Source organism: Streptomyces shenzhenensis, from assembly GCF_003688995.1.
In the GTDB taxonomy this organism is placed as follows: domain Bacteria; phylum Actinomycetota; class Actinomycetes; order Streptomycetales; family Streptomycetaceae; genus Streptomyces; species Streptomyces shenzhenensis_A.
The window spans coordinates 39,855-60,801 of record NZ_PENI01000011.1; the positions used below are offsets into that span (position 1 = coordinate 39,855).

General features: G+C 72.2%; 19 protein-coding genes and 1 pseudogene. 15 read left to right on the plus strand and 5 right to left on the minus strand.

Features of this window, described 5'->3' with window-relative positions:
• The first annotated feature begins 71 nt into the window (after positions 1-71).
• The 4 genes from CTZ28_RS18750 to CTZ28_RS18765 all read left to right on the plus strand — a co-directional run bounded on the left by CTZ28_RS18750 (position 72) and on the right by CTZ28_RS18765 (position 4,359).
• Entirely contained in the window at positions 72-1,070 is a 999-nt protein-coding gene (locus CTZ28_RS18750; protein WP_121890665.1) for an ABC transporter permease, read from the plus strand.
• Complete coding sequence (locus tag CTZ28_RS18755; RefSeq protein ID WP_121890667.1) at positions 1,067-2,161, plus strand: ABC transporter ATP-binding protein; 1,095 nt, start codon at positions 1,067-1,069, stop codon at positions 2,159-2,161. The genes CTZ28_RS18750 and CTZ28_RS18755 overlap by 4 nt, the downstream gene beginning before the upstream one ends.
• 23 nt (positions 2,162-2,184) lie before the next feature.
• On the plus strand, positions 2,185-3,579 hold the full coding sequence (locus CTZ28_RS18760) for an ABC transporter ATP-binding protein (RefSeq protein ID WP_183154461.1): 1,395 nt from the start codon (positions 2,185-2,187) through the stop codon (positions 3,577-3,579).
• 123 nt (positions 3,580-3,702) lie between these two features.
• A complete protein-coding gene (locus CTZ28_RS18765) occupies positions 3,703-4,359 on the plus strand; it encodes a trimeric intracellular cation channel family protein (protein WP_121890950.1) in 657 nt (218 codons plus the stop codon).
• Here CTZ28_RS18765 and CTZ28_RS18770 read toward each other — a convergent pair.
• The gene (locus CTZ28_RS18770; RefSeq protein WP_121890671.1) at positions 4,268-5,494 is read right to left on the minus strand and encodes an alpha/beta hydrolase; all 1,227 of its coding nucleotides are present in this window, start codon (positions 5,492-5,494) and stop codon (positions 4,268-4,270) included. The genes CTZ28_RS18765 and CTZ28_RS18770 overlap by 92 nt on opposite strands.
• A 157-nt stretch (positions 5,495-5,651) precedes the next feature.
• On the opposite strand from CTZ28_RS18770, the gene CTZ28_RS18775 reads away from it, so the two are divergent.
• Positions 5,652-6,530 carry a thioesterase family protein gene (locus tag CTZ28_RS18775; RefSeq protein ID WP_121890673.1) on the plus strand — a complete coding sequence of 293 codons (879 nt, stop codon included), beginning with the start codon at positions 5,652-5,654 and terminating at the stop codon, positions 6,528-6,530.
• A gap of 178 nt (positions 6,531-6,708) precedes the next feature.
• Positions 6,709-7,111 (plus strand): annotated as a pseudogene (locus CTZ28_RS18785) (DNA-binding transcriptional regulator); the annotation flags it as partial.
• 26 nt (positions 7,112-7,137) lie between these two features.
• Here the strand turns inward: CTZ28_RS18785 and CTZ28_RS18790 are convergent.
• Entirely contained in the window at positions 7,138-7,764 is a 627-nt protein-coding gene (locus CTZ28_RS18790) for a TetR family transcriptional regulator (protein ID WP_121890674.1), read from the minus strand.
• Positions 7,765-7,896: 132 nt separating this feature from the next.
• On the opposite strand from CTZ28_RS18790, the gene CTZ28_RS47055 reads away from it, so the two are divergent.
• From CTZ28_RS47055 to CTZ28_RS18800, 3 genes are all read left to right on the plus strand, one after another.
• Complete coding sequence (locus CTZ28_RS47055) at positions 7,897-8,064, plus strand: hypothetical protein (protein ID WP_183154462.1); 168 nt, start codon at positions 7,897-7,899, stop codon at positions 8,062-8,064.
• A gap of 61 nt (positions 8,065-8,125) precedes the next feature.
• On the plus strand, positions 8,126-8,392 hold the full coding sequence (locus CTZ28_RS18795; protein ID WP_121890676.1) for a DUF4190 domain-containing protein: 267 nt from the start codon (positions 8,126-8,128) through the stop codon (positions 8,390-8,392).
• A 148-nt stretch (positions 8,393-8,540) separates the two neighbouring features.
• Positions 8,541-9,704, plus strand: coding sequence for a cysteine desulfurase family protein (locus CTZ28_RS18800; protein ID WP_121890678.1), 1,164 nt, complete (start codon positions 8,541-8,543; stop codon positions 9,702-9,704).
• A gap of 143 nt (positions 9,705-9,847) precedes the next feature.
• Here CTZ28_RS18800 and CTZ28_RS18805 read toward each other — a convergent pair whose 3' ends face one another.
• Positions 9,848-10,528, minus strand: a complete 681-nt coding sequence (locus CTZ28_RS18805) for an N-acetylmuramoyl-L-alanine amidase (protein ID WP_121890680.1) — start codon at positions 10,526-10,528, stop codon at positions 9,848-9,850.
• A 60-nt stretch (positions 10,529-10,588) separates the two neighbouring features.
• Here CTZ28_RS18805 and mnmA point away from each other — a divergent pair, with 60 nt between their 5' ends.
• Positions 10,589-11,719: a tRNA 2-thiouridine(34) synthase MnmA gene (gene mnmA, locus CTZ28_RS18810; protein WP_121890682.1), complete on the plus strand. Its 1,131-nt coding sequence runs from the start codon at positions 10,589-10,591 to the stop codon at positions 11,717-11,719.
• 166 nt (positions 11,720-11,885) lie between these two features.
• Here mnmA and CTZ28_RS18815 read toward each other — a convergent pair whose 3' ends face one another.
• Complete coding sequence (locus CTZ28_RS18815; protein WP_121890684.1) at positions 11,886-12,662, minus strand: alpha/beta fold hydrolase; 777 nt, start codon at positions 12,660-12,662, stop codon at positions 11,886-11,888.
• A gap of 50 nt (positions 12,663-12,712) precedes the next feature.
• Entirely contained in the window at positions 12,713-13,051 is a 339-nt protein-coding gene (locus tag CTZ28_RS18820; RefSeq protein ID WP_121890686.1) for a DUF427 domain-containing protein, read from the minus strand.
• A gap of 51 nt (positions 13,052-13,102) precedes the next feature.
• Between CTZ28_RS18820 and CTZ28_RS18825 the strand changes: the two genes are divergently transcribed.
• The 5 genes from CTZ28_RS18825 to CTZ28_RS18845 all read left to right on the plus strand — a co-directional run bounded on the left by CTZ28_RS18825 (position 13,103) and on the right by CTZ28_RS18845 (position 20,698).
• The gene (locus CTZ28_RS18825; RefSeq protein ID WP_121890688.1) at positions 13,103-13,642 is read left to right on the plus strand and encodes an LOG family protein; all 540 of its coding nucleotides are present in this window, start codon (positions 13,103-13,105) and stop codon (positions 13,640-13,642) included.
• An 18-nt stretch (positions 13,643-13,660) separates the two neighbouring features.
• The gene (locus CTZ28_RS18830) at positions 13,661-14,359 is read left to right on the plus strand and encodes an SDR family oxidoreductase (protein WP_121890690.1); all 699 of its coding nucleotides are present in this window, start codon (positions 13,661-13,663) and stop codon (positions 14,357-14,359) included.
• A gap of 628 nt (positions 14,360-14,987) precedes the next feature.
• The gene (locus CTZ28_RS18835; RefSeq protein WP_121890692.1) at positions 14,988-15,992 is read left to right on the plus strand and encodes a methionine synthase; all 1,005 of its coding nucleotides are present in this window, start codon (positions 14,988-14,990) and stop codon (positions 15,990-15,992) included.
• Between the two features lie 15 nt (positions 15,993-16,007).
• Positions 16,008-18,200: an NAD-dependent DNA ligase LigA gene (ligA, locus tag CTZ28_RS18840; protein ID WP_121890694.1), complete on the plus strand. Its 2,193-nt coding sequence runs from the start codon at positions 16,008-16,010 to the stop codon at positions 18,198-18,200.
• 260 nt (positions 18,201-18,460) lie between these two features.
• The gene (locus CTZ28_RS18845; RefSeq protein WP_121890696.1) at positions 18,461-20,698 is read left to right on the plus strand and encodes a putative bifunctional diguanylate cyclase/phosphodiesterase; all 2,238 of its coding nucleotides are present in this window, start codon (positions 18,461-18,463) and stop codon (positions 20,696-20,698) included.
• Positions 20,699-20,947 lie beyond the last annotated feature (249 nt).

The following is a 20,947-nucleotide window of genomic DNA, read 5'->3' on the forward strand; positions in this document are numbered from 1 at the left end:
GAAGTCCCCTACCGCCCAAAAGGCGTGGGAGGTACCCCTGGTGGCCCGCGGTCCGCGGCGGGCCGAGAGCTGTGCTCGCTTACCTCATCAGGCGGTTGTTCGCCGCCGCAGTGATGCTCGTGGTCATCATCCTGGTGGTCTTCGGCATCTTCTTCCTCGTCCCCAAGTGGGCGGGCGTCGACATCGCCACGAGCTTCGTGGGCAAGCAGGCCGATCCCGCGGCCGTCGAGGCCGTGCGGGTGAAGCTGGGCCTGAACGACCCGATCTACGCCCAGGTCTGGGAGTTCTTCAAGGGCATCTTCGCGGGCCGCACCTACGCGGCCGGCGGTGACGTCACCCATTGCGCCGCGCCGTGCTTCGGCTACTCCTTCCGTACCGAGCAGGCCATCTGGCCGGTGCTCACCGACCGCTTCCCGGTGACCCTGGGTCTCGCGCTCGGTGCTGCCGTCCTGTGGCTGATCTTCGGTGTCGCGGCGGGTGTCCTCTCCGCGCTCAAGCGGGGCAGCCTGTGGGACCGGGGCGCGATGGTCATCGCCCTGTCCGGTGTCTCGCTCCCGATCTACTTCACGGGCATGATCGCTCTGTCGGTCTTCGCCTTCAGTCTGAAGTGGTTCGACGCCGAGTACGTGCCCCTCAGCGAGAACTTCGGCAGCTGGTTCGGCGGCATGATCCTGCCGTGGATCACCCTCGCCTTCCTCTATGCGGCGATGTACGCCCGGATCACCCGGGCCACCATGCTGGAGATCCTCGGCGAGGACTACATCCGCACGGCCCGCGCCAAGGGCCTGCGGGAGCAGACCGTCATCGGCAAGCACGCCATGCGCTCGACGATGACGCCGATCCTCACCATGCTCGGCATGGACCTCGGAGCCCTGATCGGCGGCGCGGTCCTCACCGAGAGCACGTTCAACCTGCCCGGCCTCGGCCGGGAGGTGCTGACCGCGATCAAGACCCAGGACCTGCCCATCATCCTGGGCGTCGTCCTGATCACCTCGCTCGCCGTGCTCATCGCCAACCTGGTCGTGGACATCCTCTACGCCGTGATCGACCCCCGAGTGAGGCTCGCATGACCGAACTCAGCAAGAGCGGAGCGGCCGTGGGCGGGCCCACCACCGCCTCGCCGAGCACCGCCTTCCTGGAAGTGCGCGACCTGAAGGTGCACTTCCCGACCGACGACGGCCTGGTCAAGTCCGTCGACGGACTCAGCTTCAAGCTGGAGAAGGGCAAGACCCTCGGCATCGTGGGCGAGTCGGGCTCCGGCAAGTCGGTGACCTCGCTCGGCATCATGGGCCTGCACACCGCGGGCCAGTACGGCAAGCGCAAGGCGCAGATCTCCGGCGAGATCTGGCTGGACGGCACCGAGCTGCTGTCCGCCGACCCCGACCACGTGCGCAAGCTGCGCGGCCGGCACATGGCGATGATCTTCCAGGACCCGCTGTCCGCGCTGCACCCGTACTACACGATCGGCCAGCAGATCGTGGAGGCGTACCGGATCCACCACAACGTCGACAAGAAGACCGCCCGGCGGCGTGCGGTCGAGATGCTCGACCGGGTGGGCATCCCGCAGCCCGACAAGCGGGTCGACAGCTACCCGCACGAGTTCTCCGGCGGTATGCGCCAGCGCGCGATGATCGCGATGTCGCTGGTCAACAACCCCGAACTGCTGATCGCGGACGAGCCGACCACCGCCCTCGACGTGACGGTCCAGGCGCAGATCCTCGACCTGATCCGGGATCTGCAGAAGGAGTTCGGCTCCGCGGTCGTCATCATCACCCACGACCTGGGCGTCGTCGCCGAACTGGCCGACGACATCCTGGTGATGTACGGCGGCCGCTGCGTCGAGCGGGGCCCGGCCGAGAAGGTGTTCTACGAGCCCCGCCACCCCTACACCTGGGGCCTGCTGGGCTCGATGCCGCGCCTCGACCGTGAGCAGCAGGAACGGCTGATCCCGGTCAAGGGCTCCCCGCCCTCCCTGATCAACGTTCCGTCCGGCTGCGCCTTCAACCCGCGCTGCCCGTACGCCGACGTCCCGAAGGACAACGCCACCCGCACGGTCCGCCCCGAGCTGACCGAGGTCGGCAGCCGGCACTGGGCCGCCTGCCATATGTCGCAGGAGCAGCGGGAGCGGATCTGGACCGAAGAGATTGCGCCGAAGCTGTGAGTGAGAACGCAGAGGACAAAGCAGTGAGCAGCCCTGCGCCGAGCGACGGCGCGGCGGCGAAGACCGCGGGCACGGCCACCCTGGACAAGGGCGTCGCCCCCGGCGAGGTCCTGCTGAAGGTGACCGGGCTCCGGAAGCACTTCCCGATCAAGAAGGGCCTGCTCCAGCGGCAGGTCGGTGCGGTGCGCGCGGTCGACGGCCTCGACTTCGAGGTGCGGTCCGGCGAGACCCTCGGTGTGGTGGGCGAGTCGGGCTGCGGCAAGTCGACGATGGGCCGGCTGATCACCCGGCTGCTCGAACCGACCGCCGGGAAGGTCGAGTTCGAGGGCCAGGACATCACGCACCTCGGCGTCGGCGGCATGCGTCCGCTGCGCCGCGATGTGCAGATGATCTTCCAGGACCCGTACTCGTCGCTGAACCCGCGGCACACCATCGGCACCATCGTCGGCGCTCCCTTCAAGCTCCAGGGCGTCACGCCCGAGGGCGGCGTCAAGAAGGAAGTGCAGCGGCTGCTGTCGGTCGTGGGCCTCAACCCCGAGCACTACAACCGCTATCCGCACGAGTTCTCCGGCGGTCAGCGCCAGCGCATCGGCATCGCCCGCGCGCTCGCGCTCAACCCGAAGCTGGTCGTGGCGGACGAGCCGGTGTCGGCCCTCGACGTGTCGATCCAGGCGCAGGTCGTGAACCTCCTCGACGACCTCCAGCAGGAGCTGGGCCTGACGTACGTGATCATCGCGCACGACCTGTCGGTCGTCCGGCATGTCTCGGACCGGATCGCGGTGATGTACCTCGGCAAGATCGTGGAGCTGGCCGACCGCGAGTCGCTGTACAGGGCGCCGATGCACCCGTACACCAAGGCGCTGATGTCGGCCGTGCCGATCCCGGACCCGAGGCGGAAGAACGCCAAGAGCGAGCGCATCCTGCTCAAGGGCGACGTCCCCTCGCCGATCGCCCCGCCGAGCGGCTGCCGCTTCCACACCCGCTGCTGGAAGGCCACGGAGATCTGCCGTACGACCGAGCCGCTGCTCGTGGAGCTGCAGCCGGGTCAGCGGGTCGCCTGCCACCACCCGGAGAACTTCGCCGACCAGGCGCCGCAGGACACGGTCCTGCTGTCCGCGGCGAAGGAAGCCGGGGAACTCGTCCCGGACGCGGTCCTGGAGGAGTCGGCGGAGACGTCGGCCGCGGTCGCGGCGGCGGTGGCGGAGGAGGACGCGCAGGCACCCGCCGAGGCGAGCGCCGGGGCACCTGCCGAGGAGACCGCCGCAAAGGCCACCGAGGAGACCGCGAAGGCGACCGCGTCGCGTGCGGAGGAGTCGGTGGCGGGCTCCGAGGCGTCCGAGGGCGAGTCCCAGGACACCGCTCGTGACGGCGCCGGCGAGGCCGCGGCGGACGAGACACCGGGGTCGAAGGACGCCTGAGGACACACAGCGGGCACGGACGGGAGGATGCGCGGGGCGCGTCCTCCCGTCCGGTCTGTGCGGGGACCGGTCCGGCGCCAGACCGCGCCGGGCCCGCGTTTCGCCGCGGGTGAGAATGTCGGGGTGTTCCAGCAACTCTTCAGCCCGTCCGTCCAGCACACCCTCGACCTCGTCGGCATCTTCGTCTTCGCGATCTCCGGCGCGCTGCTGGCCGTGCGCAAGAACTTCGACGTCTTCGGCATAGCCGTGCTCGCCGAGGTCACCGCGCTCGGCGGCGGGCTGTTCCGCGATCTGGTCATCGGCGCCGTCCCGCCGGCCGCCTTCACGGACCTGGGGTACTTCAGCACACCGCTGCTCGCCGCCCTGCTGGTCTTCTTCCTGCACCCCCAGGTGGAGCGCATCCAGGTCGCGGTCAATGTCTTCGACGCGGCGGGCCTCGGGCTGTTCTGCGTGGCGGGGACGACGAAGGCGTACGCCCACGGGCTCGGCCTGACCGCGTCCGCGGCGCTGGGCCTGGCCACCGCGGTCGGCGGCGGCGTCCTGCGCGACGTGCTCGCCAACGAGGTCCCCTCCCTGCTGCGCTGGGACCGCGACCTGTACGCGGTCCCGGCGATCGTCGGTGCCACCCTGGTGGTGCTGTGCCTGCGCTACGACGTGCTGAACCCGTTCACCAGCGGGCTCGCGGCCGTCACCGCCTTCGTCCTGCGTCTGCTCGCGATGCGTTTCCACTGGCGAGCGCCGCGTGCGTGGAACCGGCGGTCGACGGTGGCGGAGGAGTAGCCCGGCCGACCCGGCTCTGGCCCATCTGCACGGTCAGCCAGCGGAACACGGTCGGCACCTGGGGCCGCCACAGTGCCATGGTGTGGCCGCCGGCGCTGCGCGGCAGGAACACCACATGCACGGTCGTCGGTGCCTTGGCCACCGCCTCCAGGGCCACGCCGGCCTGGTAGCCGTCGCCGGACTCGCCGGAGACATAGAGGGCGATCCGCGGCGGTACCGGAGCCTTCTTCAGCAGCAGATAGGGGTTGTTCCGGGCGCGTACGGCCGGGTTCAGCGCCGTCAGCGAGTTCCGTTCGCCGATCGGGTCGTTGTAGCCGGACAGGCTCACCGCGGCCCGGTAGCGGTCGGGATGGGCCACGGCCAGCCTGACCGCGCAGTGCGCGCCCGCCGAGTACCCGGCGACCGCCCAGCCGGCCGGACCCGGCTCGGCGCGGAAGTTGTCCGTGACCATCTTGGGCACGTCGATGCTCAGCCAGCTGTCGGCGTTCACCGTCCCGGGGGTGTTCGCGCAGCCCGTGTCCACCCCGGCCAGCAGGTTGGTGCGCGGCGCCACCAGGATGAACGGGGCCACCTGGCCGCTCTCCATCAGCGGCAGCAGCTGCTCGTGCACCTTCAGCGACCCGAACCATGCCTTCGCCGAGCCGGGGTAGCCGGGCAGCAGCTCCACCACGGGGAACGTCCGGTGCCGGTAGGCGGGTTGGCCGTACTGCGGCGGGAGCCAGACGTAGACCTCCGCGTTCACGCCGGACACCCGGCCCTTGACCTGGGTCACGCGCACCCCGCCGGCCGCGCGCATACCGGGTCCGTCGGCCGCCCGGAACGCCTGCTTCACCCTGGGCAGCCGCTGGAGCGCTATGCCGCCGGTGCCGTCCCGGCCGAGGTTCGCGGCCTGCTGCACGTGGTTGCCGGTGCCGAGCAGATCGGACCAGTTGTCGTACAGATTGTTGGAGTTGTTGACCAGGACGAAGACCAGGGTCACGGCGGTGCCCTGGGCGAACAGCAGCATCAGCACCCGGGTGACGACACGCAGGGCCCTGGGCCCCCGCGTCCGGGACCACAGGACGAGCGGCAGTATGAGAGCGACGACGCAGAGCACGAGGGTCGTGTAGAGGAACGGAGTCCCGGTGAGGCTCATGTCCCCATAGAGGGGAAAGTCAGGCGCCGGGTCACGGACGTGTCCGGATACTTACCGAGAAATTGCCGGAACCTCACCCGGTGGACAGATCGTCATGTGATCCGATCGGGACCCTTGAAAGCTACCGCTTAGTATTTTCCCGTTGTACGGTTCAGGCATGTCAGAACAAGCCATCGCATCCGACCGGCGGGCCGTGCCCGGCGACAGCGAGTTCGACCGCGACACGGCCGTCTCCCGCCGCGAGCCCGGCGTCTACGACATCGACCTCCGGGCCGGCTGGACGATCGGCAACGCGGTCAACGGCGGCTATCTGCTCGCCGTTCTCGGCCGGGCCCTCGCGGACGCCCTTCCGCATTCCGACCCGTTCACCGTCTCCGCGCACTATCTGACCGCATCCCGGCCCGGCCCGGCCGTCGTGCGCACCGAGACCGTGCGCACCGGCCGCACCCTCTCCACCGGCCAGGCCTCCCTCTACCAGCGCGACGAACACGGCGACGAGGTCGAGCGCCTCCGCGTCCTCGCGTCCTACGGCGATCTCGACGCGCTCCCGGACGACGTCCGTACGACGGCGACACCGCCCGCGCTCCCGCCCATGGACCAGTGCTTCGGCCCCCAGGACGGGCCGACCCCGGTGGCCGGCGGGTCGGCCATCACCGGCCGGCTGATGCTGAAGCTCGACCCCGCCACCCTCGGCTGGGCGCTCGGCGCGCCCTCCGGCAAGGGGGAGATGCGCTCCTGGTTCGGCCTCGCGGACGGCCGGGACGCCGACCCCCTCTCGCTGCTGCTCGCGGTCGACGCCCTGCCGCCCACCGCCTTCGAACTCGGCCTGTCCGGCTGGGTTCCCACGGTCGAGCTGACCGTGCATGTGCGCCACCGCCCGGCGCCCGGCCCGCTGCGGGTGTCGATCACCACCCGCAACCTGGCCGGGGGCTTCCTGGAGGAGGACGCCGAGGTCTGGGACAGCTCGGACCGGCTGGTCGCCCAGTCCAGGCAACTGGCCCGGGTCAGGCTCGGCCGGCCCGCCAACCGGCCGTAGCCATCGGCCCCTTCGGGGCCCGCGCCGGGCGTTCTCCAGCACGAACTCGACGAGACCCGGGGCAAGTTCATCCGGATGCCCGAGGGCCTCGGAGGGATCCCGGGTGCGCGTCACGCTCTCCATCACGTAGCCGGAGAGCGCGGCGCGCCCGGGGCCTCGCCCCACGGCGCCCGCACCGACCGGCCTGACCGCCGATGAGTCGCGGGTCCTGTCCGTCCTGGCCGCCGCCCTCGGCTCGGCGCTGCGCAAGGTGATGGCCGCCCCGCCGGCCGGCCGCCGAGGTCATCAGCCGGCGCATCCTGGTCGACGCCACCCGCTGGAAGAGCGGGCCGCAGCAGGCGGTCGACCTCTGCTGGGCGAACCGGTGCGCCGGCAGTCCGGCGTCGAACTCGCCGACGCCTGGGAGGTGCTGCGCCGCGAGGTGGAAGAGCGCCCGGGCGGGATCGAGGTCACCGTGCGCGTGCGGCGGGACCACCTCGACATGTCGGCGCACGCTCGCCTCGGTGCTGACCGGGTCCGTTGACAAAGGGGCCGGCGTCCGGCTGACGTTCCCGACGGCGCGCGCCGCCCGTCAGCTGCTCGCCCCGCCCGTGCGGGCCGGTTCCGCTCAGTCTCGCCAGTGCAGGCGGCCGATGCCGATCAGCCGGAGCCGGCGGGTCGCGGCCTGGGTGACCCGCTCGCGCTCCGCGTCCGGCGCCTCCAGGGTCTCCAGGAACAGCGAGGCGGTGCTGATCATCTGGTCGACGTAGAGGTGGGCCAGCATCAGCAGGTCGTCGTCGTGCCAGCCCGCGGCCTCCGGGTCCTCGGCCAGCTCGGCCTTCACCTCCTCGGCGAACCGCGCCAGCTGGTCCCGGATGGCCTCGCGCACCGGCTGCACCCCGCCGTGCCGCTCCCGGGCGACGAAGCGGACGTGGGCGGGGTGCGTCTGCACATGGCGGGCGATCAACCCGATGGCGCGGGCGATGCGTTCGTCGCCGTCACCGGCCGCGGAGACCGTCGTGCGCACCATCGGGTGCAGGCTGCCGAGCGCCTCGTCGACCAGGGCCACACCGAGGTCCGCGATGGAGCGGAAGTGCCGGTAGAAGGCGGTCGGGGCGACCCCGACGGCGCGGGTGACCTCGCGCAGGCCCAGGCTGCTCAGGCTCTGCTCCTCCAGCAGTCCCAACGCCGCGTCCAGGAGCGCCTGCCGGGTCTTCTGCTTCTGGGCCTGCCGGATGCCGAGGGTGTGACTCATGTCATCCAGTTAACAACTGTTCTCCAGAATGGGAAAGCCGCCCGCCGCGTTAGACTCAGCAGTCAGTGAACAACTGTAACCGCAGTGGTTCGCCGAGACTTCACGAGAGCACCTCGGAGGGGATCGCATCCCATGCTGTTCATCGTCGCCGCACTCCTGCTGCTGGGCGTCCTGATGGGCACCGTCGCCCATGCGCCGCTGCCCTTCACCGCCGGCGCGGCCGTCGCCATCGCCGTCTGGCTCGGTGTCTTCGCCCTCCGCGAACGCCACGCCCGCCGCCGGGGCCCGTCGGCCCACTGACCCCGACGCACCGCATCCGCACCCCACCGCCGAACCAGCCGACCGTCGGGAGCTGACCACCATGCACCTCACCGCACCGGCAACCCGCCGTCCCGGTACGCGCGACGCCGACGGCATGGCCGTCGCGTCCTTCATCCTCGGCCTGCTCGGCCTTCTCGTCCTCAATCTCGTCCTCGGCCCCATCGCCATCGCGCTGGCCGGTGTCGCCCTGTGGCGCGGCACCGCCCGCCCCGGCCGCGCCGTCCTCGGCCTCGCGCTGGGCGGCGCCGACCTGCTGGTCCTGGTGGCCCTCGTGCAGGCCGACGGGACGGTCTCCTGGAGCTTCTGAGCCGGGCGCCCGCCACTGCTCGCGGCACGACCCCGGCACCGCGGGGATGGGCGCCAGGGCACGGACCGCACCCGCCGCCCCGACTGGCCGAGAGCAGCCCCACACCCCCCGAGGCCGCCGGAGGAGGCGCCGTAGAATCGGCCTCACCATGGCATACCTCGACCACGCCGCGACCACCCCGATGCTCCCGCAGGCGGCGGAGACATTCACCGCCCACCTGAGCGTCACCGGCAACGCGTCCTCGCTGCACGCCTCCGGCCGGCAGGCCCGCCGTACGGTCGAGGAGTCCCGGGAAGCCCTCGCGGAGGCGCTGGGCGCCCGCCCCAGCGAGGTCGTCCTCACCTCCGGCGGCACCGAGGCCGACAACCTCGCCGTCAAGGGCCTGTACTGGGCCCGCCGTGCCGCCGACCCGGCCCGCACCCGCGTCCTGTCCAGCCCCGTCGAACACCACGCGGTCCTCGACGCCGTCCACTGGCTCGGCGAGCACGAGGGCGCCACCGTCGAGTACCTCCCCGTCGACCGGTACGGCCGCGTCCACCCGGACGCCCTGCGCGAGGCCATCGCACGCAACCCCGACGATGTCGCCCTGGCCACGGTCATGTGGGCCAACAACGAGATCGGCACCCTCCAGCCGGTCCGTGAACTGGCCGATGCGGCGGGCGAGTTCGACATCCCGCTGCACGCCGACGCGGTGCAGGCGTTCGGCCAGGTTCCGGTCGACTTCGCCGCCTCCGGGCTCGCCGCGATGACCGTCTCCGGTCACAAGATCGGCGGTCCGTACGGCATCGGGGCCCTGCTCCTCGGCCGTGAGTACACCCCCGTACCTGTCCTGCACGGCGGCGGCCAGGAACGGCATGTCCGCTCCGGCACCCTCGACGTCCCAGCCATCGCCTCCTTCGCCGTCGCCGGCCGGCTGGCGGCCGGTCAGCAGGCCTGGTTCGCCCGTGAGATCGGCGCCCTGCGCGACGAACTCGTCACGGCCGTGCGCTCCGCGGTGCCGGACGCCATCCTCGGCGGCGACCCCGTGGACCGGCTGCCGGCCAACGCCCACTTCACCTTCCCCGGCTGCGAGGGCGACTCGCTGCTGCTCCTGCTGGACGCCCAGGGCATCGAGTGCTCCACCGGCTCCGCCTGCACCGCGGGCGTCGCCCAGCCCAGCCACGTCCTGCTGGCCACCGGCACCGACCCGGACCTGGCCCGCGGCACCCTCCGCTTCTCCCTGGGCCACACCTCCACCCAGGCCGACGTGGAGGCCGTCGCCAAGGCCATCGGCCCCGCGGTGGAACGAGCCCGCGCAGCCGGCCTCACCTAGGGCCTCTCGTTTGGATCATGCCGGGCCCCTGATCCGGCCTGATCCAAACAAAAGACCCTGGCCGAAGGCCCGCGGCGCCGCTCGACCTGCCCCGCCGGCACCCGACACGGCCGGCTGCACCCGGCCGAGCGGGCCTGCCGGCGTCACACTGCCGACGCCGATGCCTTCGGCCGGTCGGTCGATGTCTCGCGCACCAACCGCAGGTACCGGTCCCAGTCCCAGTGGCGCCCCGGGTCCGTGTGGTCCGTACCGGGCACCTCCACATGACCGATGATGTGCTTCCGGTCCACGGGTATGCCGTAGCGCCCGCATATCGCGGCCGTCAGCCGCGCGGAGGCCGCGTACATCTCGTCCGTGAAGGAGGAGGCGCGCTCCACGAACCCCTCGTGCTCGATGCCGACGCTGCGCTCGTTGTACTCCCGGTTCCCCGCGTGGAACGCCACGTCCAGCTCGCGCACCAGCTGGGTGATCCGGCCGTCCTTGCGGACGATGTAGTGCGAGGCAGCCCCGTGCCCCGGGTCCTGGAAGACCTGCACCGCGCTGCGGTAGCCGCCCTGCGTGACATGGACCACCACCCGGTCGATCGAGTAGTCGGCCGGCCGGTCCGCCCGCCGGTAGTTCGCCGAGGACGCCGCCACCCAGCGCGCGCCCCGGAAGTCCACCGCGCCCGCCACCCGCGGCTTCTCCACCCCCGGGAGCCGCCACCACAGGTGGGCCAGCTCCTCGCGGGCCAGCGCGGCCGTGCCCACCGCCGCCACGGCGCCGCCGACCAGCAGCGCACGCCTGCCCAGCTTCCGGTCGCTGTCCCGCTTTCGCTCCCCCATGTGATCGTCAACGGATACTCGCGAGCCCGGGTTCCCGCGTCCCCGTACTCTGGAGGGGTTATGACTGACACCCCGCAGCGCACCCGTCCCCTCCGCGTCCTCGCCGCCATGTCGGGCGGCGTCGACTCCGCCGTGGCCGCCGCCCGCGCGGCCGAGGCGGGCCACGACGTGACCGGCGTCCACCTCGCGCTCTCCGCGAATCCGCAGTCGTTCCGCACCGGCGCCCGGGGCTGCTGCACCATAGAGGACTCGCGCGACGCCCGCCGCGCCGCCGACGTCATCGGCATCCCGTTCTACGTCTGGGACCTCGCCGACCGCTTCCGGGAGGACGTGGTCGAGGACTTCGTCGCCGAGTACGAGGCCGGCCGCACCCCCAACCCGTGCCTGCGCTGCAACGAGAAGATCAAGTTCGCCGCGCTCCTGGACAAGGCGCTGGCCCTGGGTTTCGACGCGGTCTGCACCGGCCACTACGCGAAGATCGTGACGCGCCTCGACGGCACCCGTGAGCTGCACCGCGCCTCCGACCTCGCCAAGGACCAGTCGTACGTGCTCGGCGTGCTGGACGACCGGCAGCTGGCGCACGCGATGTTCCCGCTGGGCGACACGGTGACCACCAAGGACGAGATCCGCGCCGAGGCCGAGCGCCGCGGGCTCGCCGTCGCCAGGAAGCCCGACTCGCACGACATCTGCTTCATCGCGGACGGCGACACCCAGGGCTTCCTCGCCCGGCGGCTCGGCACGGCCGAGGGTGACATCGTCGACGAGACCGGCGCCAAGCTGGGCACCCACGAGGGGGCGTACGGCTTCACCATCGGCCAGCGCAAGGGGCTGCGCATCGGCACCCCGGCCCCGGACGGCAAGCCCCGCTACGTCCTCGACATCTCCCCGGTGACCAACACCGTGACGGTCGGCCCGGCCGGCGCCCTGGACGTCACCGCGCTGACCGCGATCAAGCCCCGCTGGTGCGGCGCGGCCCCCGCCGGCCCCGGCAGCTACTCGGCCCAGCTGCGCGCGCACGGCGACGAGACCGAGGTGCGTGCCGGACTGGTGGACGGCGCCCTGGAGGTGTCGTTCACGGCCCCGGTCCGCGGCATCGCCCCCGGCCAGGCGATCGTCCTGTACGACGGCACGCGCGTGGTGGGCTCGGCGACGATCGCGTCGACCACGCGCGCGACGGCCGCGGCGGTGTAGCCACACCCCGGCGGCTCCGGGAGGGCGCTGCGGGTCCGTCCTGAGCCGGTCCGGTGAAGTCTGCTGCGGTTCGGCAGCGCCCTGAAGGGGCGCGGGGAACTGCGCGACCAGCCACGATGGTGCCGCGGACGACCGACGGCACATCGCGGCTTTTCCAGCGGAGCGCTCAGCCGGCGAAGAACTCGGCCAGAACCGGGGCGAGGACGTCCGGGTCGACCATGTGGGTCTGGTCCTCCAGGGTGCGGAACGTGCCCCGGGGGGCCGCCTCCGCGACCTCCGCGGCCGACGTCCGCAGCCAGTCGGGGCTCGCCCCGCCCGCCACGGCCAGCACCGGCACGCCGATCGCCGCGATCCGCTCCCGCGGCAGCACACCGCCGCCCAGCATGGCGTCGTCGTACGCCAGGGTCGGTGCGATCGTCTCCATGTCGGCCCACATCGGGGACTGCCGGGCACCCTGGATCATCTGCTCGGCCAGCCCGGTGAGCCGCAGGAACAGCTCGACCGCGTCCCCACGCCGGCCCCGGGCGAGGGCCTCGGTGAGCCGCTCGGTGTACTCGGTGCGCTCCTTCTCCCCGCCGGGCTGGGCGAACGGCGGTTCGTACACGGCGACCTGACGGACCGGCAGGCCGCTCGCCGCCGCCTCCAGCGCCAGCGCGCCGCCCGACGAGACGCCGTACAGGGCCGCCTCGCCGCCCACCGCCTCGATCAGCGCCGCCAGGTCCTCGACCTCACGGGCGACGGCGTAGGGCGGCGTGTCACCGCTCGCTCCGCGGCCCCGGCGGTCGTACACGACGGCGGTGAACCGGTCCGCGAGCCGCTTGGCCAGCGGGGCCAGCGTCCCGCCCGTCGACATCGCGCCGCTCACGAGGACGACGGCAGGGCCCGCTCCCGCGCGTCCGTACGCGAGGGGCGTGCCGTCAGGCGAAATAATCTGCTTGTCCATGCCTGTGCAGACTGCCATCCGGCACGCCGGTCATCGGTCAGACACTTCGGTCACGCCACTTCAGCGGGCGACACTTCCGCTTCGAAGAAGCACAGATGGTCCTTGATCCGGGCCACGTCGTCCTTGGGCTCCGGATAGCCCCAGACGAGGTCCGGCGCGTCCGGCAGCGACCAGTAGGACGCCGTGCCCTTGAAGGGGCAGTAGGTGTGGGTTTCGGAGGGGGTGAGGAGGTCGAGGCGCACGTCCTCGGCCGGGATGTAGTACCGCACGGGACAGCCGGTCTCGCGCAGCAGCAGGGGGCGGTCGGTCTCGGCGAGCACCTGGTCCCCGTGGACCACGCGCACGTGCTGCCCGCCCTGTTCGATGGTGATGGTGTGTCCTTCGGCCATATAGGAACAGCACCCCTCGGCCCCGACTTCTTCCCGCGTACGGTGGGGCGCATGAATATCTGCGTCTTCCTCTCCGCCGCCGACCTCGACGACCGCTACACGCGCCCCGCGCGCGACTTCGCGACCCTGATCGGCAAGGGCGGCCACACGCTGGTGTGGGGCGGTTCCGACGTGGGTCTGATGAAGGTCGTCGCGGACGGCGTGCAGGAGGCGGGCGGCAGCCTGCTCGGCGTCTCCGTGGAGTTCCTGGCGGCGAAGGCGCGGAACGGCGCGGACGAGATGGTGGTCGCCAAGGACCTCGCCGAGCGCAAGCGGCTGCTGCTGGCGAAGGCCGACGCCGTGGTGATCATGGTGGGCGGCACCGGGACGCTCGACGAGGCCACCGAGATCCTGGAGCTGAAGAAGCACGGGCACACCGACAAGCCGGTCGTGCTCCTCAACACCGCGGGCTTCTACGACGGCCTCAAGGAGCAGTTCCGCCGGATGGAGGCCGAGGGCTTCCTGCCCCGGCCGCTGAGCGACCTGGTGTTCTTCGCCGAGGAGCCGGTCGGGGCGATGGCGTACCTGGAGGAGAGCCGGGGCATCGAGTGACGTGTCGCCGATGCGACCATGGCCCGCATGGCTACTCATGTGATCACCGGGGCGGGCTCGGGCATCGGCGCGGCCGTGGCACGCCGCCTCCACGCGCGCGGGGACGAACTCGTCCTGCACGCGCGCGACGCGGCCCGCGCGAAGGATCTCGCCGCGGAGTTCCCCGGGGCGCGCACCCTGGTCGGTGACCTCGCGGACCCGGACCGGCTGTCCTGGGCCTTCTCGCACCAGACGCTCCCGGACCGGGTGGACTCGCTGCTGCACGTCGCGGGCGTGGTCGACCTCGGCGGGGTGGACGAGCTGACCCCCAAGTCCTGGCGGCACCAGCTCAACGTCAACCTGATCGCGCCCGCCGAGCTGACCCGCCACTTCCTGCCCCAGCTGCGGGCCGCCCGCGGGCACGTGGTCTTCGTGAACTCCGGCGCGGGCCTGAACGCCCACGCCGGCTGGGCCGCGTACGCCGCCGCCAAGCACGGCCTGAAGGCGCTCGCCGACGCCCTGCGCGAGGAGGAGCACGGCAACGGGGTCCGGGTCACCTCCGTCTACCCCGGCCGCACCGCCGGCCCCATGCAGGCCAAGGTCCACCAGCAGGAGGGCAAGGAGTACGACCCGACCCGCTGGATCGACCCAGAATCGGTCGCGACGACGATCCTGACGGCCCTGGACCTGCCGCGCGACGCGGAGATCAACGACATGACAGTCCGCCCGGGCCACTGACCGCAGCCCCTCGTTTCGACCCTGAACGGTCCTGGCCCTCAAACGCCGGCCGGCCGGTTCGATCCGGACCTCACCCGACCACCCCCGCCCCGGACACCGGGCCGGTGTCCGCTGCTGCTGCCCGTCGCGTCCCTGGGGGCGCGACTCCCCGCCTCCCAGCTCCGGCCCGGAACGCCTCCCGCCCTCAAAGGTCGGCCGGACGGTTCGCTGCGGACCTCGCCCGACCAGCCCGGCCCCGGACACCGTGCCCGCGCCCGCCGCTGCAGCCATCCGCGCCCCCCACCCGACCAGCCCCGCCCCGGACACCGGGCCGGTGTCCGCCGCTGCTGCCCGTCGCGTCCCTGGGGACGCGACTCCCCGCCTCCCGGCTCCGGCCCGGAACGCCCCTCGCCCTCAAACGCCGGCCGGACGGTTCGATGCGGACCTCGCCCGACCAGCCCGGCCCCGGACACCGCGCCCGCGCCCACTGCCCCCAGGCGAAGGGGTTTCGTGCTCAGCCGCAGATCGGGGTGGTTGACGCGGACCGGGGCCGGCGGCGCCTCCTGGTGGGGCACTTGTCGGCGGGCCGAGTCGGGTGGGTGGGTGGGCGAGGACGGGGAGCCCGAAGCGGAGCGCTTACGCTTCCGGGGTGAGTGACAACGAGTTCAGGTTCCCGGGAGCCACCGGAGTCGGATCCATGCCCGGCACGGACGCACGGGAGGCGGCCAAGACCGTCACCGGCAGCTTCGAGGACTTCCCGCATCTGCCCGAGCTGCCCGCCCGCGGCCCCGGCGCCGACATGATCGGGCGGACCGCGGGGATGCTCGTCGAGCTGTACGCACGCGTGGAGCCCAGCGGCTGGCGGATCGGCGACCGCCCGGGCCGGGACACCAAGCGGGCCCGGTCCTGGCTGAGGGAGGACCTCGACGCGCTGGAGGAGTTCACCCAGGGCTACGAGGGCGACCTCAAGGTGCAGGCGGTCGGCCCCTGGACACTGGCCGCCGCCCTGGAGCTGAAGAACGGCGAGGCCGTCCTCGCCGACCCCGGCGCCTGCCGTGACCTCGCCGCCTCGCTCGCCGAGGGCCTGCGCCTGCACCTCGCCGAGGTACGCCGCCGTGTCCCGGGCGCCCGGCTCGTGCTCCAGCTCGACGAGCCGTCCCTCACCGCCGTACTCCGCGGACAGGTCCGCACGGCCAGCGGCTACCGCACCCACCGGGCCGTGGACCGGCAGGTCGTGGCGGCCACCCTGCGGGACATCGTCGAAACGCACGGCGACGGACCCGTCGTCGTCCACTCCTGCGCGGCCGACGTCCCGTTCGCCCTGCTGCGCCGCGCGGGCGCCGCTGCCGTCTCGTTCGACTTCGCACTCCTCACCGAGCGTGACGACGAGGCGATCGGAGAGGCCGTGGAGGGCGGCACGCGACTGTTCGCCGGTGTCGTGCCGGCCACGGACGGCCCATTGTCAGACCCTGCCGGTAGCGTCGTGGGTGTCAGGACGCTGTGGCGCAGGCTGGGGCTGCATCCGGGGCTTCTCGCGGACGCGGTCACGCTCACCCCGTCGTGCGGTCTCGCGGGCGCTTCCCCCGCGTACGCCCGCGCGGCGCTCGCCCATTGCGTCCGGGCGGCGAGGTCCCTCGCGGACAACCCAGAGTAACGGGAGGACAACACGGTGGCCGGCGACAAGCAAGCGGAGACGACGGTGCCCGCCGCAGCACGCGACCAGCACGCGCGGCTCGCTGAGCAGATCGAGGAGCACCGCTTCCGGTACTACGTGAAGGACGCTCCCGTCATCAGCGACGCGGAGTTCGACAAGCTCCTGCGTTCCCTGGAGGCGCTGGAGGAGGAGTATCCGGAGCTGCGCACGCCCGACTCGCCGACGCAGAAGGTCGCCGGGGCGTACGAGACGGAGTTCACCGCGGTCGAGCACCGCGAGCGCATGCTCTCCCTCGACAACACCTTCAACGACGAGGAACTCGCCGCCTGGGCCGAGCGTATCCACCGCGAGCTCGGCGACCAGGAGTTCCACTTCCTGTGCGAGCTGAAGGTCGACGGCCTCGCGGTGAACCTCACCTACGAGCGCGGCCGGCTCACCCGCGCGGCGACCCGCGGCGACGGCCGCACCGGCGAGGACATCACGCCCAACGTCCGTACGATCACCGAGATCCCGGACCGGCTGCACGGCGAGCACGTCCCCGACGTCGTGGAGATCCGCGGCGAGGTCTACTTCCCGATGGAGAAGTTCCTGGAGCTGAACGAGCGGCTGGTCGCGGCCGGCGACAAGCCGTTCGCCAACCCGCGCAACGCGGCCGCCGGTTCGCTGCGCCAGAAGGACCCGCGCGTCACCGCCACCCGCCCCCTGCACATGGTCGTCCACGGCATCGGCGCCCTGGAGGGCTACTCGGGCTTCACCCGCCTCTCCCACGCCTACGACCTGCTCAAGGGCTGGGGCCTGCCCACCTCCCCGCACAACCGGGTGGTCGACGACCTCGACGGCGTACGGGAGTTCATCTCCTACTACGGCGAGAACCGCCACTCCGTGGAGCACGAGATCGACGGCGTGGTCGTCAAGCTCGACGAGATCCGCCTCCAGGGCCGTCTCGGCTCCACCGCCCGCGCCCCGCGCTGGGCGATCGCGTACAAGTACGCGCCGGAGGAGGTCAACACCAAGCTCATCGACATCAAGGTGGGCGTCGGCCGCACCGGCCGTGTCACGCCGTACGCCCAGGTCGAGCCGGTCACGGTGGCGGGTTCGGAGGTCGAGTTCGCCACCCTGCACAACCAGGACGTGGTGAAGGCCAAGGGCGTCCTCATCGGCGACACCGTGGTGATCCGCAAGGCCGGTGATGTCATCCCGGAGATCCTCGGGCCGGTCGTCGACCTGCGCGACGGCACCGAGCGGGAGTTCGTGATGCCCGCCGAGTGCCCGGAGTGCGGGACGCCGCTGCGCGCCATGAAAGAGGGCGACATCGATCTGCGCTGCCCCAACGCGCGCGCGTGCCCCGCCCAGTTGCGGGAGCGCGTCTCCTACCTCGCCGGCCGGGAGTGCCTGGACATCGAGAACTTCGGCGAGGTGGCCGCGGCGGCGCTCACCCGGCCGCTGGAGCCGGCCGACCCGCCCCTGACCGACGAGGGCGACCTGTTCGACCTCACCGTGGACGAGCTGCTGCCCATCAGGGCGTATGTGCTCGACCCGGACAGCGGACTGCCCAAGCGGGACCCCAAGACGGGCCAGGAGAAGGTCGTCACGGTCTTCGCCAACCAGAAGGGCGAGCCGAAGAAGAACACCCTCGCACTGCTGCAGAACATCGAGGCGGCCAAGGAGCGTCCGCTCGCCCGGTTCCTCAACGGGCTCTCCATCCGCCATGTCGGACCGGTCGCCGCCCAGGCGCTCGCCCGCGAGTTCCGCTCCGTCGACCGCATCGAGCAGGCCACCGAGGAGGAGTTGGCGGGCATCGACGGCGTCGGCCCGATCATCGCCGCCGCGGTCAAGGAGTGGTTCACCGAGGACTGGCACCGCGAGATCATCCGCAAGTGGAAGGCGGCCGGAGTCCCCCTGGAGGACGAGTCGTCGGGCGAGGACGAGGGCCCGCGCCCGCTGGAGGGGCTCACCGTCGTCGTGACCGGAACCCTGGAGAACTACACCCGCGACGGCGCCAAGGACGCGTTGCAGGGCCGCGGGGCGAAAGTGACCGGATCGGTGTCGAAGAAGACCTCGTTCGTCGTCGTGGGTGACAACCCGGGATCGAAGTACGACAAGGCCATGCAGCTCAAGGTGCCGGTTCTGAACGAGGACGGCTTCGGTGTCCTGCTGGCACAGGGGCCCGAGGCGGCGGCCGAAGTCGCCCTTCCGACCGGTGAGTAGCGGTTGAAGGCCACCCGATCGGCGCATACCAGATGCTTACGGGTGGCCGGGGCGCAATCGGGCAACCGTCGACGACCGCTGCCCGTGAAAGCCTTCTGCAGCCTACTGTTGAGATGTGCGCCTGCCGTGCCCAGCTGCGGTCGGGGCATTCCCGTGTGTCCGAACAGCACGGGGAAGGGTTGTTCCAACGCGGACCCGTCGACGGATGTCGGGTGTCGGGGCGCGTGGCGTGGGCACCGCCGGCTGTGAGAGGGACGGGAATGGAACCGACCGAGAGCGCCGCCCCGGACGCGTGGCTGCGCCTGCGCCGCAGGGCGGTCGTCGCATGGCGGGGGAGCCGGTGGCCGGGCCGGGCCGCGGAGCGCGCGGGCGCCGGCGGACGCGCCACCGCACCGCGCATGGCGTCGGAGGCGGGCGCCGTCCCCCTGATGGCCCAAGGCGCCCCCGCGCTGGCCGGCTCCGACCAGCACCAGCCGGCCTGGCCCGCGCTGCCCGGGGTCGTCGTCGCGGCCGCCGGGTTCGCACTGGGCGCCGGGTTCTACCGGGCGTTCACCGGCAACCACGCCCTTTTCCCGTCCGGCACCGTCGGCTGGTCGCTGGCGGTGCTCACCGGCATCATCGTCGGCCACCTCGTCATGCTCGGCCGGGGCCGCTGGTGGGGCGGCACCGGCTCCGGCGCCGCGCTCACCCTCGCCGTCCTGCTGCTCTACGGCTGGGTGCCCGCCGGCATGGTCAGCCTCACCGTCGTCGTCCTGGTCGGCGTCGCCCGGAGGCACCGCTGGCGGCAGGGCGCGCTGCACGGCGCGGTGGACATCCTCGGCATCGGCGCCGCCGCCCTGCTGCTGGGCTCCTTCGGCCGCGTACCGACCGTCGAGGACCCCTGGAACCCCGACCACTGGGACGTCACCACCGTGCCCGAGGTGGTGCTGGTCGCCGCGGCCTACCTCGTCGTCACCCGCGTCCTGCTGTGGTACCTGAGCGCCCCGCGCGGCGGCGGCCTGCCCACCGTCGCCCGCACCGCCCTCATCAGACAGGGCCTCGTCGCGGTCGCGCTGCTCGGCATCGCACCGCTGATCTGCGTGGTCGCGGTCGCCCAACCGGTGCTGCTCCCGCTGTTCGCCATCCCGCTGATCGCCCTCGACTCCACCCTGTGGATCGCCCGGGCCCGGGCCGAGGAACAACTGCGCGATCCGCTGACCGGACTGCCCAACCGGCAGTGGTTGCAGGAACGTATCTGGACGGCTCTCGACGACGCCGAACGCATCGGCGCCCGGTCCGCGCTCATGCTGATCGACCTCGACCGGTTCCGCTCGGTGAACGACACCCTGGGGCATCTCGCCGGGGACCGGCTGCTGCTCCAGATAGCCGACCGGCTGCGCCTCGCGCTGCCGCGGGGCGCGGAGGCCGCGCGCCTCGGCGGCGACGAGTTCGCCGTGTTACTGCCGGTCGCCGACTCCACGACGTCCGCCATCCGGGTCGCCCGCAACCTCGTCACCGCGCTCAGTTCGCCGCTGGACCTCGACGGGCTCACCCTCGTCCTGGAGGCCAGCGCGGGCGTCGCCGTCTTCCCGGACCACGCGCTCGACGCCGAGGGCATGCTGCGCCGCGCGGACGTGGCGATGTACCAGGCGAAGCGGGACCGCACGGGCGTCGAGGTGTACGAGTCCAAGCGGGACTCCAACACCCCGGACCGGCTCGGGCTGCTGGGTGATCTGCGCCGGGCGCTGGACGCGCACGAGGTGCAGCTGCACTACCAGCCGAAGGTCCGTTTCGACGGACAGGTGGCCGGCCTGGAGGCGCTGGTGCGCTGGGTGCACCCCGAGCGCGGCAAGGTGCCGCCGGACGAGTTCATCGCGATCGCCGAGTCCTCGGGGCTGATGCCCCATCTGACGGAGTACGTGCTGGAGACCGCGCTCGGTCAGGTCGCCAAGTGGCGGGCCCAGGGGCTGCGGGTGCCGGTGGCGGTGAACGTCTCCCCGCGCGACGTCCACACGCCCGGCTTCGCGGGCTCCGTCGCCGCCCGGCTGGCCCGGCACGGAGTGCCCGCGGGAGCGCTCCAGCTGGAGATCACCGAGCATGTCCTGCTGGAGGATCCGCAGCGGGCCGCCGACACCCTGGCCGGGCTCACCGGGCACGGCGTGAAGATGTCCCTGGACGACTTCGGAACCGGATACTCCTCGCTGGTGCATCTGCGCCGCCTGCCGGTGAGCGAACTGAAGATCGACCGGTCCTTCGTCGCCCGGCTGGCCGTGGACAACGAGGACGCGGAGATCGTGCGCTGCACCGTCGACCTGGCGCACTCGCTGGGGCTCCTGGTCGTCGCCGAGGGCGTGGAGGACGACGAGACCTGGGAGCGGCTGCGCGACCTCGGCTGCGACGCCGTACAGGGATGGCTGGTCGCCGCGGCGATGCCGCCCGAGGAGACGACGGCGTGGCTGCGGGCGCGCGGATCCCGCGGATGGCAGCGACCGCGTGCCGCACTGCCGGCCGCCGAATGACCAGCCGCACCCGCCTGCCTGTGCGGCTTCGCTGGCGTGGCGTCCGTGCCGGGGGTGCGGAGGCGGTTGCCTTTGGGATCCGTTGCGTCTCCACGGTCGTTGCCGCCTGAGGGGACGACGGCGTGGTTGCGGCCGCCGAATGACCCGCCGTACCGATCTGCCCGTTCGGCTTCGTCCGTTCCCGGGGTACGCAGGCCGTCGTCTTCGGGATCCACCGCGTCGTCACGGTCGTTGTACGGATGAGTGCCG

What these genes read in the sequence shown, in the direction of transcription:
- CTZ28_RS18755 (WP_121890667.1), top strand. Translation starts at nt 1,067, where the DNA reads ATGACCGAACTCAGCAAGAGCGGAGCGGCCGTGGGCGGGCCCACCACC.
- CTZ28_RS18770 (WP_121890671.1), bottom strand. Translation starts at nt 5,494, where the DNA reads ATGAGCCTCACCGGGACTCCGTTCCTCTACACGACCCTCGTGCTCTGC.
- CTZ28_RS18775 (WP_121890673.1), top strand. Translation starts at nt 5,652, where the DNA reads ATGTCAGAACAAGCCATCGCATCCGACCGGCGGGCCGTGCCCGGCGAC.
- CTZ28_RS18790 (WP_121890674.1), bottom strand. Translation starts at nt 7,764, where the DNA reads ATGAGTCACACCCTCGGCATCCGGCAGGCCCAGAAGCAGAAGACCCGG.
- CTZ28_RS47055 (WP_183154462.1), top strand. Translation starts at nt 7,897, where the DNA reads ATGCTGTTCATCGTCGCCGCACTCCTGCTGCTGGGCGTCCTGATGGGC.
- CTZ28_RS18795 (WP_121890676.1), top strand. Translation starts at nt 8,126, where the DNA reads ATGCACCTCACCGCACCGGCAACCCGCCGTCCCGGTACGCGCGACGCC.
- CTZ28_RS18800 (WP_121890678.1), top strand. Translation starts at nt 8,541, where the DNA reads ATGGCATACCTCGACCACGCCGCGACCACCCCGATGCTCCCGCAGGCG.
- CTZ28_RS18805 (WP_121890680.1), bottom strand. Translation starts at nt 10,528, where the DNA reads ATGGGGGAGCGAAAGCGGGACAGCGACCGGAAGCTGGGCAGGCGTGCG.
- mnmA (WP_121890682.1), top strand. Translation starts at nt 10,589, where the DNA reads ATGACTGACACCCCGCAGCGCACCCGTCCCCTCCGCGTCCTCGCCGCC.
- CTZ28_RS18815 (WP_121890684.1), bottom strand. Translation starts at nt 12,662, where the DNA reads ATGGACAAGCAGATTATTTCGCCTGACGGCACGCCCCTCGCGTACGGA.
- CTZ28_RS18820 (WP_121890686.1), bottom strand. Translation starts at nt 13,051, where the DNA reads ATGGCCGAAGGACACACCATCACCATCGAACAGGGCGGGCAGCACGTG.
- CTZ28_RS18825 (WP_121890688.1), top strand. Translation starts at nt 13,103, where the DNA reads ATGAATATCTGCGTCTTCCTCTCCGCCGCCGACCTCGACGACCGCTAC.
- CTZ28_RS18830 (WP_121890690.1), top strand. Translation starts at nt 13,661, where the DNA reads ATGGCCCGCATGGCTACTCATGTGATCACCGGGGCGGGCTCGGGCATC.
- CTZ28_RS18845 (WP_121890696.1), top strand. Translation starts at nt 18,461, where the DNA reads ATGGAACCGACCGAGAGCGCCGCCCCGGACGCGTGGCTGCGCCTGCGC.